The sequence below is a fragment of the Rheinheimera soli genome (assembly GCF_031457405.1).
Lineage (GTDB): Bacteria > Pseudomonadota > Gammaproteobacteria > Enterobacterales > Alteromonadaceae > Pararheinheimera > Pararheinheimera soli_A.
In genome coordinates, this window is sequence record NZ_JAVDWR010000005.1 from 145,248 (window position 1) to 161,165 (window position 15,918).

Here is a 15,918-nt window from a genome sequence, read left to right on the forward strand (position 1 = left end):
GGTTAAAAGGACATATCAGTTTGATGACTTCTTTGTCAGGTCTTTGGCTAACATTGGCATTGCTTGCTGCGTCGCCGCAGTACACGCCAGCTATGGATCAATCACAGTGGCAGATCAGCGGTGATCAGTTTCAGTGTCAGATGCAGCAGAATTTGGGTGCTATGGGAACTTTGGCCTTTAGCAAAAAACCTGCCCGGGCTATTGAAATGCAACTGACCCTGCACGCGGCTCATCTGGAGTTGCAGGATGTGCAGGGGCAAGTCGTCTCTGCGGGCTGGCAACCTGAACAGATGGCGCCTGCAGTGCAATTTTCTCCTACTTTTATCAACGCTAAGGTGGCCCGTTTTATCGAGCAGGTGCCCTTGGTGATGCAACAACTGCAGCAGGGTTATTGGCTGCAACTGATGCTGGATATGCCTGGTCAGGAAGTTACGCTGACAGTACCCAACCTTAAATCCAGTCAGGCACTGGCTGAATTTCAAAGCTGCATCGATGGCTTATTGCCTTTGTCCTGGGCTCAGGCCCGCGAATTCCAACTGTTTTACCCCATAAATAAACGCCAGCCTTCCGCTGATGATGCCGCTTATCTGAAAACTCTGGCTCTTTATATTCAACAAGACAAAGCAGTGAAAAAAGTACTGATAGACGGCTATACCGACGATATGGGCAGCAGCATCGCCAACAGAGTGATGTCTGAAGAGCGTGCTGATGAAGTGGCGTCACATTTAATTGAATTTGGGGTCAATAAAAACAAACTGGAAATCCGTGCCCATGGCAACAGGTATCCGGCTGCAACTGGCGACCAGACAGAATCGCACAACAGGAGAGTACTGATCCGTTTGATCCGTACTCAAAGCTGAAAGACAAGAGTGAAGCTATGACGATGAAACATTTACTTTGGATTGAACAATGCCGGCCGGGACAGGACCTGATGCTTTGTGTCAAAGCTGAAGGTTTTCAGTTACACCACGCCGCCAATCTGAGTGCGGTGCTGAACTCTTGTTCTTTGCAACAACCCGATATTGTGGTGATGGCCGCCGAACTGGCTGAAATGCGCACTTTAGACTTGCTGGTGCTGCTGAAAAAACAGCATCCGTCCTGTCAGATCATCGTATTGGTGGAAAAAGATCAACATGAGGTTGCAGCTGAAAGCCTGAATTACGGCGCTATTGACTATCTGTTGAAACCTTTTAACCAGCAGCAATTACAAAATACCATTCGTAACGCCTCCTCCCTTAGCCGTGGTTTAAAAGATTTAGTCGCCGTGTCTTTGGGCAGTCGGCAGGTACTGCAGTTAGCCAATCGCGCAGCTCAAACCGATGCTACTGTGCTTTTGCATGGTGAATCCGGTACGGGAAAAGAACGTTTAGCCCGTTATATTCACAATGTGTCAGCGCGTCGGGATCAGACTTATGTAGCGGTGAACTGTGCCGCCATTCCAGACAATATGTTGGAAGCCATGTTGTTTGGTTACAACAAAGGCGCTTTTACCGGTGCAGTCAGTCAACAAATTGGTAAGTTTGAATCCGCCAATGGTGGCACTTTACTACTGGATGAAATTTCTGAGTTGCCATTGCCATTGCAAGCCAAATTGCTACGGGTACTGCAGGAGCGTGAGTTAGAGCGTTTAGGCAGCAACAGCAAAATTAAACTGGATGTGCGGGTGATAGCCGCCAGTAACAAAGACTTACGTCAGTTGGTTGACCAGGGCTTGTTCCGCCAGGATTTGTTTTACCGTCTGGATGTGTTGCCACTGAGCTGGCCTGCTTTACGTGAACGCAAAGAAGACATTATCCCGCTGGCCGAGTTTTTTGTGCAGAAGTATGCCGATGGCAAATATGTGTTGAGCAAAGAAGCCAAAGCGGCTTTATGTCAGTACAGCTGGCCCGGCAATGTGCGTGAACTGGAAAACGTGGTGCAGCGTGCCTTGGTAATGGCGCGGGGTATTGAAGTGCAGGCACTGGATCTGAACTTACCAGTGTCTGCGGTCACAGTGCCTGTAGCTGCCAGTATTAACCATCTGAAACTCAACAAAAAGAATGCCGAATTTGATTACATTCTGGGTGTACTGAACCAATTTAATGGTCACAGAACCCGGGCTGCCGAGGCTTTGGGTGTCAGCACCAGGGCCTTACGCTACAAACTGGCCGCTATGCGTGAGCATGGCGTTGATATTGATGCAATAGCTTAACAGCAGGAAGAACCAGCTATGATTTCTCCGTTAAATACCCAAGATGTTTTACTCAGCCAGTTTAACCAGTTACAGCAAATTGCCAGCAACGAGCAGGTGATGCCGGGCAACAATGACAGTTCAGTGTCAGGTGATTTTGCTTCTGCTTTACGCTCCATTAATGCGCAGCAAAATCTGTCGTCTGACATGATGGCCGCTGTAGACGCAGGTCGCAGCGATGATGTGGTGGGTGCTATGGTCGCCAGTCAAAAAGCTGACTTAAGTTTTTCGATGTTGCTGCAAATCCGCAACAAAGTGATGAATGGTGTTGATGACATCATGCGTATGTCTCTGTAAGGCGGACTCCAGATGAAAACTGAATTGGCAAAAAACCTGCCTGTAGCCGCATCCGATAACAGATTGCGGGAAAAGGTTATTAATTTATCCAGTAAAATTAACTGGTTACCTGCAGGTGATAAAAGCCTGGCCTCCATTGCATTACTGGCTACATTAGTCGCTGCCACCATAGTGGTGATCCTGTGGACTTCAGCGAAAAACTTCGTACCTTTATATGGCAGTCAGGAGCATTACGACAAAGCCGGCATAGTTGAAATTCTGGACAAAGAGAAGTTTCCGTTTCGTATTGATACCGACAGTGGCAACATTATGGTGCCTCAGGAAAGGTTAGCTGATGCCCGCATCACGCTGGCGGCCCGTGGTATTAAAGCCGCTATGCCTGAAGGTTTGTCCGCGATGCAGGACAAAGTGACCATGGGCACCAGTCAGTTTATGGAGTCGATGCAATACCAGCACGCACTGGAAGGTGAACTTGCCCGTACCATCATTACTATGGATGGGGTACGTAATGCTCGCGTGCATCTGGCCATTCCTAAACGGAATTTGTTTGTTGGCCGACAGGAAGAAAAATCTGCGGCTTCTGTGATGGTAGATTTAGCTCCGGGCTACAACCTGAAGCCTGAACAAGTGGAAGCTATTGTCAGCCTGGTGTCAGGCAGTATTCCAGGCCTGGATAGCCGTAAGATTTCCGTGGTGGATCAGCGTGGCAAGTTAGTCAGCGGTGATTTATTTGACAGCACACCTGTGGGCAAAGAAACCGATAAAAAACTCGCCTTTATTGAAAAAGTAGAACGCTCAGTCGAAGAGCGGGCTTCTATTATGCTGTTGCCAATTTTAGGGGATGGTAACTACCGGATCCAGGTATCGGCCGATGTCGACTTTAACGTGGTGGAAGAAACCCGCGAAGCGCTGGATAAAGAAGGTGTGCTAAAAAGCGAAAACAGCAAAACCGATTCAATGCTGGATCAACTGGCGATGGGGATCCCCGGCGCTTTAGCGAATCAGCCGCCAGTACCAGTGCAACAAGGTGCTGATGCTACACCAGGAAATAATGAACGCACCTCACAACGCAACGAAATGCGCCGTGAATTTGATACAGGTAAAGCCATTACTCATACCCGTTATGAAATTGGCCGGGTACGGAGTCAAAGTGTCTCTGTGCTGGTGAATGAAGCTGTAGCGGGCGACGCTGGCTGGACGCCAGAGCGTTTAGCTCAGTTGGGGGAAATGATCAAAACTGCCACAGGGCATCAGGCCGAACGTGGTGATCAATTTAATATCACCAGTTTTGGCTTTGTCCAGAATGATATTGCGGCTCAGATGGAAGGTATGGCCTGGTGGCAAATACCGGAAATGAAAGAGTACTTACGTTATTTAATAGGCGCCATTATTGGTTTGGCTTTGGTGATTTTTGGCGTTCGTCCGCTGGTTAATCATCTGGTCAGCCGCAAGCACAAAGAACACAACTCCGCTGTCGGTTTTCAGGGCATGGATAGTAGCCATGCTATGTCACAGATGCAGGCTGCAGATCTGGCCAAAGGTCCTGCTGTTTTGGATGCGACCGCAGATGCTGCTTTACCTGATAATCAGGCAACCGGGCCACAACATAGCATTCATTTGCCCGAAGTGGGCTCTGAGTTTGCACAGCAAATCAGTCACCTGCAATTGCTGGCCAATCGTGAGTCTGATCGGGTGACCGCTGTGATCAAATACTGGATAGAACGAGGAGTCAGCATTGAATCCGTTAAGAGCTGAGCAAACGAAACAGATCTCCGATCTGGACAGAGCCGCTATCCTGCTGCTGAGTATGGGTGAAGAAAACGCGGCCTGTATTATCAAGAAGTTAGGCCGCAATGAAGTGCGGGCTTTGTCAGAACGTATGGCAAAAATTGCCAATGTCACTCAGGACGATGTCGCTACTATTCTGACCGACTTTTTTGACCAGTATCGCACTGAAAGTGGCGTCAGCGGCGCTTCACGTTTATATCTGGAGCGGGCTTTGGATAAAGCGGTCGGCCGCAAGTTAGCCCGTGGCATGCTGGATGATATTTATGGCGGCGCTTTGGCTGATGATGTGCGTCGTCTGGAGTGGGTTCCTGCTGAGCTCTTGGTGCGTTTTATGGAGCAGGAACATATTCAGATGCAGGCGCTTATTCTGGCTTTTTTACCTGCAGAACAAGCCAGCACTATTTTGAGTTTATTCCCGTCGAAAAAACACGATGATATTTTATTCCGCATCGCCAATATGCGTGAAGTCAGCGAACACGTGATTGAAGATTTACGTTATACGCTGGAGCGCTGCATTGAGTATGTCGGCGAGCAGGTGGGTGCCCGAATTAATGGGGTGCAGCAAGTGGCTGACATTATGAACAGATACAGTGGTAACAAAGCCGAAGTGATGGATCTGCTGAAAATGCATGACATCACTATGGCTGACGCCATTGAAGATAAAATGTATGACTTCTATAGCTTAAGCCGCCAAAGCGAAGATGTGCTTAATCAACTGCTGACTGATATTCCGGATGAACTCTGGGTTACGGCACTCAAAGGCGCAGATGTGACCTTAACCGACAACATTCTGGCTGTATTGCCTAAACGTTTAGCTCAGGTGTATCGCCAGCAAATTGAGACGATGAAACCTCAGCCTGTACGTAAAGTCGAAGCCGCCCGGGCTGAGATTATGGCCATAGTAAAGCAGATGATGGCAGCTGGCCGTCTGGAATACCGTCTCTACCCTGAAGAAACGGTAGGTTGATATGAGTGCAGTGTTGCAACAGGACCAACAATTTCGCTTTCCTGCTTTGCAGCGTAAAGATGGCAATGCCACAGCACAGCAACTCAGCGAGCAGTTTTATCAGCAAGGCTTTCAGGCTGGTGTTGATGCAACGGAGCAGGATGCTTATCAACGAGGCATGGCAGAGGGTCAACAGCAGTTGCAGCAGTTCTGGCAAAAAGAGTTGGAAAAACAACAAAGTGAACTGGAGCAAAAGCAGCAGCGCGCTCTGGATTTTTTAACCGAACAATTTAATCAGCAACTTTTGCATAAAGAACAGCAATTGGGTCAGGAGTTGTTAGCGCTGGTGCAGCAACTGGCCAGCACTGTATTGCAAACTGAGCTGGTGTTGCAGCCGTCACTATTACAACTGGCGATCGATCAGTTACTGCCGCAATTGGGAGCAACTGATCCTCTGCAGTCTATTCAGCTGTCTCAGGCTGATGCGCCACTTTTTAACGGCATTCGTCATATTCAGCACATTCCGTTGCAGTTTGATGCAGCTTTGCCTTCTGGTCGGGTGCAGTTTAATGGCCGCCAGCAATTGCATCAGTTGGATTTTCAGCAACGTTTAGAACAAGCCATGTTGCCTGTGCGCCGCCTGTTGTTGGGCGACGATGCGTAAGTCATTTAGCGAAAGCCTGAGTCTGGCCAGAACCCAAATTCAGCCACCGGACTGGGTACACAGTTATGGCCGTTTGTTGCGGGTCAACGGTATGATTTTATCTGCCGCCGGTCACAGTTTTACTTTAGGTCAGCGTTGTCAGATTGAAAGTGAAGATGGCCACTGGTTTGACGCAGAAGTGGTAGGTTTTGACACCGATCAGGCGTTTTTAATGCCATTGACAGCTGTGGATGGCTTAAGAGCAGGAGCCAGGGTTCGTACAGTAGCAACAGCCAACCAATTGCTGGTTTCCACCGAATTATTAGGTCGAGTGCTGGACGGTTTAATGTGTCCGCTCGATGGCAAAGCAGCCATTAAAACCGGCGATCGTATCAGTGCAGCTTTGCCAGCAGTCAACCCTTTGCAGAAAAAGGGCGTCAGTGCGCCTTTGGATGTGGGTATTCGCGCTATTAACTCGCTGTTTACTGTAGGCCAGGGCCAGCGCATGGGCTTGTTTGCAGGTTCTGGTGTAGGTAAAAGCAAGTTGCTGGGCATGATGACCCGTTATACCCAGGCCGATGTAGTCATTGTCGGTTTGATTGGGGAACGGGGCTGGGAAGTGAAAGATTTTATTGAACATAGTCTGGGCCCTGAAGGCTTAAAAAAAGCCATTGTGATTGCAGCTCCTGCCGATCAGTCGCCTTTGCTGCGGTTAAAAGCGGCAGAGCTAAGTCATCGACTGGCGGCCTATTATCGCGATTTAGGTTTTAACGTGTTGCTGCTGGTGGATTCACTCACCCGTTATGCCCAGGCACAACGTGAAATAGCCTTGTCTGTCGGTGAACCTCCGGCGACCAAAGGCTACCCACCTTCGGTATTCAGCAAACTGACGCAACTGGTTGAAAAAGCAGGTAACAGTGCCGATAGCAAAGGCAGTATGACCGCTATTTATACCGTATTGGCTGAAGGCGATGACCAGCAGGATCCGATAGCGGATGCAGCGCGGGCTATTTTGGATGGTCATGTGGTATTAAGCCGCACTCTGGCCGAGCGGGGGCATTATCCGGCTATCGACATTGGCGCTTCCATCAGCAGGGTGATGCCGCAAATAGTACCGGAGCAACAGCTGAAACATGCTTATGCGCTAAAGCGATTGTATTCACGTTATTTACAGGTGCAGGAACTGATCCCTTTAGGGGCTTACCAGACGGGTAAAGATCAGGAGCTCGACAGAGCAGTGCAACTGTACCCGGCCATCGAACATTTTTTATGTCAGGCTTTGCAGCAAAGCGCTGATTTTCAGCAATCCCAAGCCGAATTAACTAAATTGTTGAGTTAAACCTATGTTGAAAAAATATCTGGAACAACAGCAAGCCAATTTAAAACAGATGGGACAACGCCAGCAGCAGCTGAATCAGCAGGCCGCCAATGAAGAGCGACGTTTGCAGTTGTTGACTGAACATATCTCCGGTATGGAGCGCAGTTACCAGATGAAATCGGCTTTAGGTTTACAAAACCTGGCGTCGATGAAAACTGTATTGCTGGATATGCAGCAGCAACAGCAGGATAAAACTCAGGCCGCCTATGCTGAATTACAGCAGCAGCAGCAGGTCTGTCAAAAGCAGGTGGCGTATAGCAAAGGCATAGAAGCTGTGATCCATAACAGGGAATTCAGTGCACTGCAAAAGCAACAAAAAGCTGAGCAGCAGCAGGCCGACGAAATTGCGATGCAGCTGTTTCAACTCAAGTTAAAAAAGCCGGCCTGAACCATAGTCTAAGTTAAGCCACTCTTTTCTAAATCAAAATCTTCAGGCTACACTGGGGGAAGGCTGAGTTTAGCCTTTACAACCAAAAGAGTCCTCAACCAAAAGAGAGTCGCTATGAAACTTATAAAAATAATACTAATTGGTTTTTTATTGGCAGTGGCCGCGCTGTTGCTGGCTGCTTTGGTGTTGCCTTCGTCTTATCAGGTGGAACGTAGTGTCAGCATCAATAAAGCCAAAGAGCAGGTGTTCAGTTATCTGGTGCTGTTAAAAAATCAGGATAACTTCAGTGTCTGGATGGCTTTGGATCCTAATGTGAAAAAAACTTATAACGGCGAAGATGGCACTGTAGGTTTTGTTTCGGCATGGCAGAGTGAAAAAGATGAGGTAGGCTCAGGCGAGCAGGAAATTACCGCTATTAAGCCAGGTGAGCGTATTGATTACGAGCTGCGTTTTATCGCGCCTTTTGCTTCAGTTTCTCCGGCTTATATCCTGACTGAACAACAAGCCGCAGACCAAACCAAAGTCACCTGGGGTTTTAAAGGTGAGATGCCTTATCCAATGAACCTGTTGTTGCTGGCAATGGATATGGAACAAATGATAGGTGACGACCTGCAACAAGGTCTGGATAAGCTCAAAGTACTGTTAGAGCAATAACCCCACTGCAATTGCGATCAAGGGGGAGTTGTGCCCCCTTCATTTTAGTGAAGCGCCGTATCAGGCGCTGATACCAAACTGACGCTACTCTGAGACTGACCTTTTTTTTGAATCGGATATGCTGTTCGTACCCAAAACATTTAGCCAGCAGGGCTGAAATTTTGGGATTGATAGCAACTCACTTCACGATGAAAAAGGAATGATCATGTCTCTTATCAATATTCTTGTCGCAGTTAACGCCACTGAGCTGGCTGAGCGTTTAAACGATGGTTCAATGAAACCAGGTTCTGTAGGCAGCCCAACTAATTTAGGCGCCTGGGGTGGTTCTGATGTGTTTGTGTCAATGATTACACAAAACAGCTATATCGCCAGCAATCAGGGTGGTTCTGAACTGGAAGTCAAAGCGAACTCAGGCGACACAGTGCGCTGGGCTGTCAGCACTTTTGACGGTGATACAGACTACACAGCCTTTTTATACAATGGCAGCTTTAACCCTTCTTCCGGCATTACGGCTTTAAGTTATTTTAATATGCATACCAGTGTGTATCTGCCAGCAGGTTCAGACCCGGTCAATGGCACTCCAGCTTTGTTCCATAACAATGCCTATGCCACTCAGGGTACTGTGATTGAAGCAGGTCAGAAAATTCAGTACACCTTAAGCTTCAAACTGGTGAACAACAGTACTGGTGCTGTTATTGGTTACTTTAGCTGGGATCCGTTTATCAGCATCGCTAACTAAGATAATTCTTCACCCGAAACAGGCCTGAAATTCAGGCCTGTTTTTTTAGTCTCTATTTAGTGTCAGTTTGGTGTCAGGTTAACCATTTGTAAATTTCACACTGGACTAAAAAGACTGTCGCGTTCATAATTTTGTCTCTTTTTTGAAAACAAAGCCTTTTACACTGAAGTCTGGCTTTGGTTCTGCTATTTCTCTTTTCTGGTCAATGGAGTGAACGCCTTATGCAAGAAGCTCTGGTATTAAAAGTTGAGTTACTTAAGTCATTGAGACAACAACGATTTTTAAGTCAGGAGGATTTGTTTAATGCTTGCCAGCAGCGATCATTGCGGGTGTCGCTGGCAACCATCAAAAGAGCGGAGACAGGTAAAAAAGTAAGTTATCGTACTGTGCGGGAATTATCTGCCTTTTATGCAGTGCCTGCTGCTTCTTTGGTGATGCCGGAGTCGTAAAACTCCGGTTTTTAGCGCAAGGAGTTGGTAGCTATTTTTCAGGAAAACGCTGTTTCTCTGCCATACATTTTGCTTTGGTCAGCATAAAAACCTGACCTGATTTATTGTGTCTTAACTGGCATTGCCCCTGGTCAATTTGCAGCACAAAGAGGTTGGCTAAATCCATATGACGGCCGTCCAGTGGGCGGCCTTTGTCATCTTTTAGTACCACGGATTCAATCCAGATTTGGCTTTCAAACAAGTAAGCGTTATCGGCCAGCCGCACTAAGGGCCCACCTATGGCTTTTTGGATCTGTTGTTGTAACTCCAGCTTTACCTCTGGCGATGTCTCCGTCAGCACAGCAGGTTCGGCAACCGCCTGAACCTGCTGACAGGCGCTGATCCCCAGCAACAGACAACTTAATGTGATGTACTTGAAAAACATCAATTTGTTCATTCTTGTTGGTCCTTCAGGGGTAAACGAATACTGTTGGTTAAAGGTTTTTCTGCTGGATTTTTCACTGCAGGGCCAGAGCCTGTAGTGGCGCCAGACAAGGCAGCACCCATACCAGACAAAGATCCGACAGCACTACTGACTCCTGAACCTGCTAAGCTCAGACAACTGTCCGTTTCGATGTAATGCAAGGCTGTCTCCAGCATTCCTTCTTCAGGATCGCCAAGCAGTTTAGAGAAGTCGTCTGCTGCTGCACAGCCTTTGATATCGGCTGCAAAAACAGGGTTAGTGGTGGGTTTAAAACCATCAGCGTAATCACCAAAACCTTTGGAATTAATACCGCTGAACTGAATGGTAAAGTAGGTGGTGCCGCAGTTATCTGTTGGATAAAAACCATAAGGTTTACCACAGGTTTTGCCACCTATCTGTATCACTTCAACATCTATACCCCGCAGGCCATTCATAAAAGCTTCACTGGCAGAGCAGGTGTTTTCTGTCGTCAGAACATAGATACGGCTTAAATTCAGATTAGGTAATACTGTACTGGTTAAGGTACCAGTTTCGTAATTTATTTCACGGTTATAAAAAGGCGTTGGGCTTAAACTGGCGCCTGTGACGGGGTTGGTATTGGGGTATTTATCATTAAACTGCAAGCGTTCAAAAAACCTGTTCTGAATAATATCAGGGCCTGTCACCATATAACCCAGCTGACCAGCTAACGCCAGCAAGCCCCCACCGTTATAACGCAAATCCACTACCAATTCAGAGATGGCTGCATCGCGGAATAGTTTAACTGCATCAATCAACTGACGCTGTGCCGGCACTATATAGCTATTAAACTGGAAATAACCTACAGGGCCTGAGTCGGTATTCAGTACCCTGGCATTTTGCACCGGACTTGAGGCTACATCTGCAGAGCGGAGCTGATAGCTGACTTCAGTGTTTTCCACTGTGCGGAATTTAAAACTATGCTGCTCCCCTGTATTGGCCGGGAATATGCCTGCATTGATAGTGTTGACCCCTGAGCTGCTGCTGTCATTGACAAAATCAACACCATTCACCTCAAGTAAAAAGTCACCTCTTTTGACTCCGGCCAAAGCCGCTGGCGAGTTTGGTTCTGTGTAGGCCACAATAAAAGAACGGGGAGCCCTGGTCGAACCTACGGACCAATTGATGCCATAACCTGAACTGACGCCGGATTGAGACTGTTGCAGATAATCCGCAGTATTTTGGGTGAAATGAAATTGATCTTTGGCTACGCCTGAATCTGTGACAGCTGTCGTTTTTAGCAAATTAAAGTATGCCGGGATGCCATAGCTGGCAGGGTCCAGATCAGGGACTTCCCTGTACCATAAGTAAGTTCTGTTATTCCAGGAGCGCAACCACATCTTTTCATGCATGGCAGTACCGGCTTTATCCGGATAAACGCCGCCATTAAAGGGGTCTGCACCAGTGCGGGGAGACACGCAAAAATTTTTAAATTGAGCTTCGTCACTGAATTGGCCTGCAGTCCAGCTTGGTGCTGCCGGAACACCACCACCTGATCCACCAGTACCGCCAGTGCCGGAATTACCACCGCCTCCGCCACCACAAGCTGTCATGAGGATAAGGCCAGATAGGAGGCATAAGGTTGACTTTAAGTTCAGTTGCATCGCGTCTCTCCATTGTACTGCATTGCCAGTGTCAGCCTGACAGGCCAGATTGCTTAAAAATTGCGGGGCAGTTTACCCGAATATGTTTTGAAAAACGTCATCCAACATAACTTTAAATTACATTTAAAGTGCTTTTTAGCAATGCCAGTTCAGCAAATATTGGTGAAAAATTAACATTTTGAGCCAGCCAAAACACTACTTAGAGCTGAACATTTACCTTCTGACAGCATAGCTCAAGACGAGGGTTAAGATTCAGTGTTTGAGTATTCACTTCTGGTGGCCGATGCCAAAACAAAGTCAGCGTTCTGAACCAGGGTACTTGCGTTTGGCGGCGCAAACAAAAGCAAAGTTTCCCGGCATGACTAATTCAGGGTGGCGGATTTTATTAAACAAAGCCCAACCGCCTTTATAACGACCTGGTTCAATACGATGCATATACTGCCCGCCTTTTTGGCCGTCCAGCATGGCAATCACTCTGTTGCCTTCCACCACAAAACCATCGCCAAAACTATCGACAAAGTGTCCTTTGGTCAGCAAGACTCTGTCGTTACACAATTGAGCAGTAAACTGCAGCCTGCGTTGTTGGTCCCGTATTTTTAACGTATTGACTTCATAGCTGTATTCCCATTGATCCGGACTACGCTGAAGTTCACCTTTTTCTACCCGGATCAGCACTTGCCCTGTGGTATCGGACAATATAAAAGAAAAACATAACCAGCCCGATTCAGAATGCAGCGTAAACAATTCCTGTCCATTAACCCAAATGCAATATTGTTCGCCACCGCTGGGCACAAAGTCGGCGTAGACAGTATTCATCCCCACCGACACTTGCACTCTGCGGTTTGGATCAAAACTAAAACCTGGCTTATTAACACGTTGCTGGTTAAAAGGTTGATTGATCCGTTCAACTAAAGTGCTGGCACTCAGCAGAGTACTGCGCAGTTGTTTGGTATGCAGCGGGCAAATCAGCACGGCAGACAGGCTGTCTGGCGGAAAGTAGTAGCGAAAAACCGGAGATCCACAAAACACACAGCCATAAAAACACTGCTGACGTGCCTCTAATTTTTGCTGATCGGTCAGATCTGTGGCAAGAGTTAAGTCTGGTTTATGTGCCTCAATTGGCTGCATATCGATAAAACCTGCATAAATGCGCTGTAAATCCGAAGTCTCTAAATTAACTGAGGAACACAGGCTTTCACAATGGTAAAAATCGAAAAAATGAAAAAAGTCCGACCAGTGCTTGCTCTGTTTGTTTCTGATGGCCGGCTCACGTATAGCAACAACTTGTGTTGCAGGAATTAAAACGAGGTATCAAACACCTGATTATAAAGCAGTGTCAGTTGTTCTCTGTCGGCTGCATCTACCCAGGCTAAATGAGCTTCAAGGTAGCTTTTTTGTTGCGACAGGCTTTGCAGGCGTTGTTGAAAAAACTCAGTTAATTGCTGCCCTTCAGGTGTTTTTGCACAGAGGATATACCCCAACATGTAAGGTTCTGCCTCCTGAATGCTAAAACTGGTCAATTGAGTGTCCGTGCTCTGTTGCGCCAAATAATGCTGCATCACGTTTGGGTACTCGATCAGCAGGTCGACTCTGCCTTGTACCAGCATATCAATCAGACCGGCCGACATATCCACAGAGCGGCGTTGCCAGAATTTATGCTGCCATTGGGGTTGTTTCAGCAGTGTGTCCAGTTGTTCACCGTAAGAGCGACCACCCCCTACGGCAAACTGCAGCTTCTGATCGCTTTCAAGTAGGTGTTGCAGGCTCAGCTGTTGTTGATCATTCAGTTGTTGTTTGAGCCATGCCGTGGTTTTGGATGAGCTTTTGCTGTAGAGCCTTAATCCCGGAAACACAGTGTGAGGAATAGCAGTGGCGTAACTGAAGGTTAAACGTTCAGCGTTTTTTAACCTGTTGCCAGCGCAAGCTGAAGCTTCAGTTTTCAGCATAGCCATGGCGCGTTCTGTTGTGGTTTGGACAGGTTCAGCCTGGAAGTCTGAAATCCCCTGCATCAATAGACCTAAGGTCACACCATTCACATCAAGTGCCTGACGGTATTGTTGTGGCTGTTGATCTGGACTGCTGTCAGTCAGCCAGATAAATTTTTGTTTCGCGGCGCAAGGTAAAGCCAGTGATAATCCAAACCATATAACAATCAAGGATTTAAACATGCGCATCTGGTCCTGCTGCGTATCTTCTGAACTTCAGCATAGAGCAGTAGCATCAGGAATCAAAAGCTAATTTATGTAACCATCTCTGGTGCCGGTGTTTTCCGGGCTGTCAGGCTGCTGCCTAAAGAGGCTGCAATCACCGCAAAAATAGCCAGCCATTGCAATAAACTAAGTTGCTCGGCCAGAAGAATTAAAGCGGCTAAAGCAGCTATAGCTGGCTCTAAACTCATCAGTATGCTGAAGCTCTGAGCGGGTAAACGTTTTAATGCCACCATCTCAAGGCTATAAGGGATGGCGCTGGATAACAGGGCCACCGCAAAAGCAAAAGGTAATACAGTCCAGCTAAACAAACTGCTGCCCGCTGAGGCTAAACCTATAGGAAATAAAAACAAAGCAGCTACTGCCATGCCCAAAGCTACAGCAGTACCGCCGTGCACAGCGCTGCCTGTTTTTTGGCCAAAAATAATATAGCCAGCCCAGCAGGCACCTGCGCCCAAAGCCAAAGCTATGCCTACAGGGTCTAAAGCTGTTGCTTCGGTTTGCCATGGTAATAACAAAGCTATTCCTGTCATAGCCAACACAACCCAAAGCAAGTCCAGCTTACGTTTGGACGATAATAGGGCGACAGCCAAAGGACCTGTGAATTCCAGCGCCACAGCTATGCCCAGAGGAATACGTTCAATCGCCAGATAAAACATCAGGTTCATACCACCTAAGCAGATGCCATAAAACCACAAGGCTTTTTGGTCTTGTTTGGCGGGCCATTTTTTCCAGGGCTGAAAGACGAAAGATAAAATTAAAGCCGAAAAACCAACCCGCAATGCTGTAGTGCCTTCAGGCCCAATGATAGGGAACAAAGTTTTGGCTAACGAAGCACCGGACTGGATCGCCATCATGGCTACTAGTACGGAGGCGATGGCCCACCAAAACGAGGCATTCCGGCTTTGTGGCATACAATTCTCACAACAGAACAAAAGAAACCCTATTTTACCACTCAAATTCAGTGCCGGGCGACAGGATATATCGGATCTTTCAGTGCCTTTGTCTGGTGAGCTGATGCAGTTTGCGCTAGTCTGCTGCATTATTTGCATAGCTTGTCAGGATTTTTATGAAGTTATTCCGTATTCCACTGTGGCTTTGGTTGCTATTGATTGTTGCAGGTCTTGGTTATGCTTTTCATCCTTATCTGCTGGAACAGCTGAATCAATTGGAGCAAAAGCGTTTGTTGTCTCAACCCTTGCCCCAGGTCAGTGAGATGCCACAACGACTGGATTTTCAGCGGCAAATGGCGGATTTAACTTACCTGGCCTCTGAAGAGCTGGCGGGTCGTGGTACAGGCCAGCCAGGGGGCTTAAAAGCTCAGCAATGGTTGGTGACTCAGTTCACTGCTATTGGTTTGGCTACAGCAGGTACAGAAGGTTATTTGCAGCCTTATCAGCCGACTTCAGGCAAAGCCCAGTTAATGAAAGGCGCTGCTAATGTGCTGGGCCGGATTGAAGGCTCGGATCCCGCCTTACCTTTGCTGGTGCTGACAGCACATTATGATCATTTAGGTTTACATCAGGGCAAAATTTATTATGGGGCCGACGATAATGCGTCTGGTGTGGCAGCTTTGCTGGCCATAGCGCGTTATTTTAAACAACATCCACCTCGTCATCCTGTGCTGTTTGCTGCTTTGGATAACGAAGAAAGCGGTATGTGGGGCGCTCGTATGCTGTTTGAGCAAGAGCTGCTGAAGCCTGAACAAATAAAGCTAAATATCAATATGGATATGCTCAGTCATGATACGAACAAACAACTCATAGCGGTTGGCTCTTATCATTATCCCCAGTTGGGGCAACCTCTGCTGCAACTGCAGCAACAAAGCTCTGTGCGCTTGTTGCTGGGATATGACAGACCAGCATGGCGGGTCGGCACTCATCAGGACTGGACCTTAAGTTCAGACCATAGGGAATTCCATAAACGACAGGTGCCTTTTGTGTATTTTGGTGTACCGGATCATGCGCATTATCACCAGCCAACAGATACCATAGACAATGTTGATCAGGAGTTTTATCGTGAAGTCAGTGAAACAGTGTTGGATGCAGTGCTGTTATTTGACGCCAGTTGATACCAGCTTCTGAGCAACTTATGAAAGAGATCACCCTGTGCTA

At 47.4% G+C, this 15,918-nt stretch carries 17 protein-coding genes; 12 read left to right on the forward strand and 5 right to left on the reverse strand.

Annotated features, from left to right (window positions below; all coding sequences use genetic code 11):
* Positions 1-23: 23 nt before the first annotated feature.
* From J2W69_RS10210 to J2W69_RS10260, 11 genes are all read left to right on the forward strand, one after another.
* A complete protein-coding gene (locus J2W69_RS10210; protein WP_310277872.1) occupies positions 24-860 on the forward strand; it encodes an OmpA family protein in 837 nt (278 codons plus the stop codon).
* Positions 861-877: 17 nt separating this feature from the next.
* The gene (locus J2W69_RS10215; RefSeq protein WP_310277699.1) at positions 878-2,191 is read left to right on the forward strand and encodes a sigma-54-dependent transcriptional regulator; all 1,314 of its coding nucleotides are present in this window, start codon (positions 878-880) and stop codon (positions 2,189-2,191) included.
* Positions 2,192-2,209: 18 nt separating this feature from the next.
* Positions 2,210-2,527, forward strand: coding sequence for a flagellar hook-basal body complex protein FliE (gene fliE / locus J2W69_RS10220; protein WP_310277701.1), 318 nt, complete (start codon positions 2,210-2,212; stop codon positions 2,525-2,527).
* A 12-nt stretch (positions 2,528-2,539) separates the two neighbouring features.
* A complete protein-coding gene (gene fliF / locus J2W69_RS10225; protein ID WP_310277703.1) occupies positions 2,540-4,282 on the forward strand; it encodes a flagellar basal-body MS-ring/collar protein FliF in 1,743 nt (580 codons plus the stop codon).
* A complete protein-coding gene (locus J2W69_RS10230; protein ID WP_310277705.1) occupies positions 4,263-5,282 on the forward strand; it encodes a FliG C-terminal domain-containing protein in 1,020 nt (339 codons plus the stop codon). Before fliF ends, J2W69_RS10230 begins: the two co-directional genes overlap by 20 nt.
* Position 5,283: 1 nt before the next feature.
* Positions 5,284-5,925 carry a FliH/SctL family protein gene (locus J2W69_RS10235; protein WP_310277708.1) on the forward strand — a complete coding sequence of 214 codons (642 nt, stop codon included), beginning with the start codon at positions 5,284-5,286 and terminating at the stop codon, positions 5,923-5,925.
* A complete protein-coding gene (locus tag J2W69_RS10240; protein ID WP_310277710.1) occupies positions 5,918-7,243 on the forward strand; it encodes a FliI/YscN family ATPase in 1,326 nt (441 codons plus the stop codon). Before J2W69_RS10235 ends, J2W69_RS10240 begins: the two co-directional genes overlap by 8 nt.
* 4 nt (positions 7,244-7,247) lie before the next feature.
* Positions 7,248-7,670, forward strand: a complete 423-nt coding sequence (locus J2W69_RS10245; RefSeq protein ID WP_310277713.1) for a hypothetical protein — start codon at positions 7,248-7,250, stop codon at positions 7,668-7,670.
* Positions 7,671-7,784: 114 nt separating this feature from the next.
* A complete protein-coding gene (locus J2W69_RS10250; RefSeq protein ID WP_310277716.1) occupies positions 7,785-8,324 on the forward strand; it encodes an SRPBCC family protein in 540 nt (179 codons plus the stop codon).
* A 205-nt stretch (positions 8,325-8,529) separates the two neighbouring features.
* Positions 8,530-9,063: an AidA/PixA family protein gene (locus J2W69_RS10255; RefSeq protein WP_310277718.1), complete on the forward strand. Its 534-nt coding sequence runs from the start codon at positions 8,530-8,532 to the stop codon at positions 9,061-9,063.
* Between the two features lie 221 nt (positions 9,064-9,284).
* Positions 9,285-9,512 (forward strand): helix-turn-helix domain-containing protein, encoded by a 228-nt coding sequence (locus tag J2W69_RS10260; protein WP_310277721.1) that lies wholly within the window; start codon positions 9,285-9,287, stop codon positions 9,510-9,512.
* A gap of 31 nt (positions 9,513-9,543) precedes the next feature.
* On the opposite strand, the gene J2W69_RS10265 is transcribed toward J2W69_RS10260, so the two are convergent.
* The 5 genes from J2W69_RS10265 to rhtA all read right to left on the reverse strand — a co-directional run bounded on the left by J2W69_RS10265 (position 9,544) and on the right by rhtA (position 14,718).
* Positions 9,544-9,948 carry a hypothetical protein gene (locus J2W69_RS10265; RefSeq protein ID WP_310277724.1) on the reverse strand — a complete coding sequence of 135 codons (405 nt, stop codon included), beginning with the start codon at positions 9,946-9,948 and terminating at the stop codon, positions 9,544-9,546.
* Complete coding sequence (locus tag J2W69_RS10270; RefSeq protein WP_310277727.1) at positions 9,945-11,597, reverse strand: S41 family peptidase; 1,653 nt, start codon at positions 11,595-11,597, stop codon at positions 9,945-9,947. The genes J2W69_RS10265 and J2W69_RS10270 overlap by 4 nt, the downstream gene beginning before the upstream one ends.
* 297 nt (positions 11,598-11,894) lie before the next feature.
* On the reverse strand, positions 11,895-12,725 hold the full coding sequence (locus J2W69_RS10275) for a hypothetical protein (RefSeq protein WP_310277729.1): 831 nt from the start codon (positions 12,723-12,725) through the stop codon (positions 11,895-11,897).
* Between the two features lie 170 nt (positions 12,726-12,895).
* Positions 12,896-13,765 (reverse strand): hypothetical protein, encoded by an 870-nt coding sequence (locus J2W69_RS10280; RefSeq protein WP_310277733.1) that lies wholly within the window; start codon positions 13,763-13,765, stop codon positions 12,896-12,898.
* A gap of 71 nt (positions 13,766-13,836) precedes the next feature.
* Positions 13,837-14,718, reverse strand: a complete 882-nt coding sequence (rhtA, locus tag J2W69_RS10285; protein WP_310277735.1) for a threonine/homoserine exporter RhtA — start codon at positions 14,716-14,718, stop codon at positions 13,837-13,839.
* Between the two features lie 155 nt (positions 14,719-14,873).
* On the opposite strand from rhtA, the gene J2W69_RS10290 reads away from it, so the two are divergent.
* Positions 14,874-15,875, forward strand: coding sequence for a M20/M25/M40 family metallo-hydrolase (locus J2W69_RS10290; RefSeq protein WP_310277738.1), 1,002 nt, complete (start codon positions 14,874-14,876; stop codon positions 15,873-15,875).
* Positions 15,876-15,918: the final 43 nt, after the last annotated feature.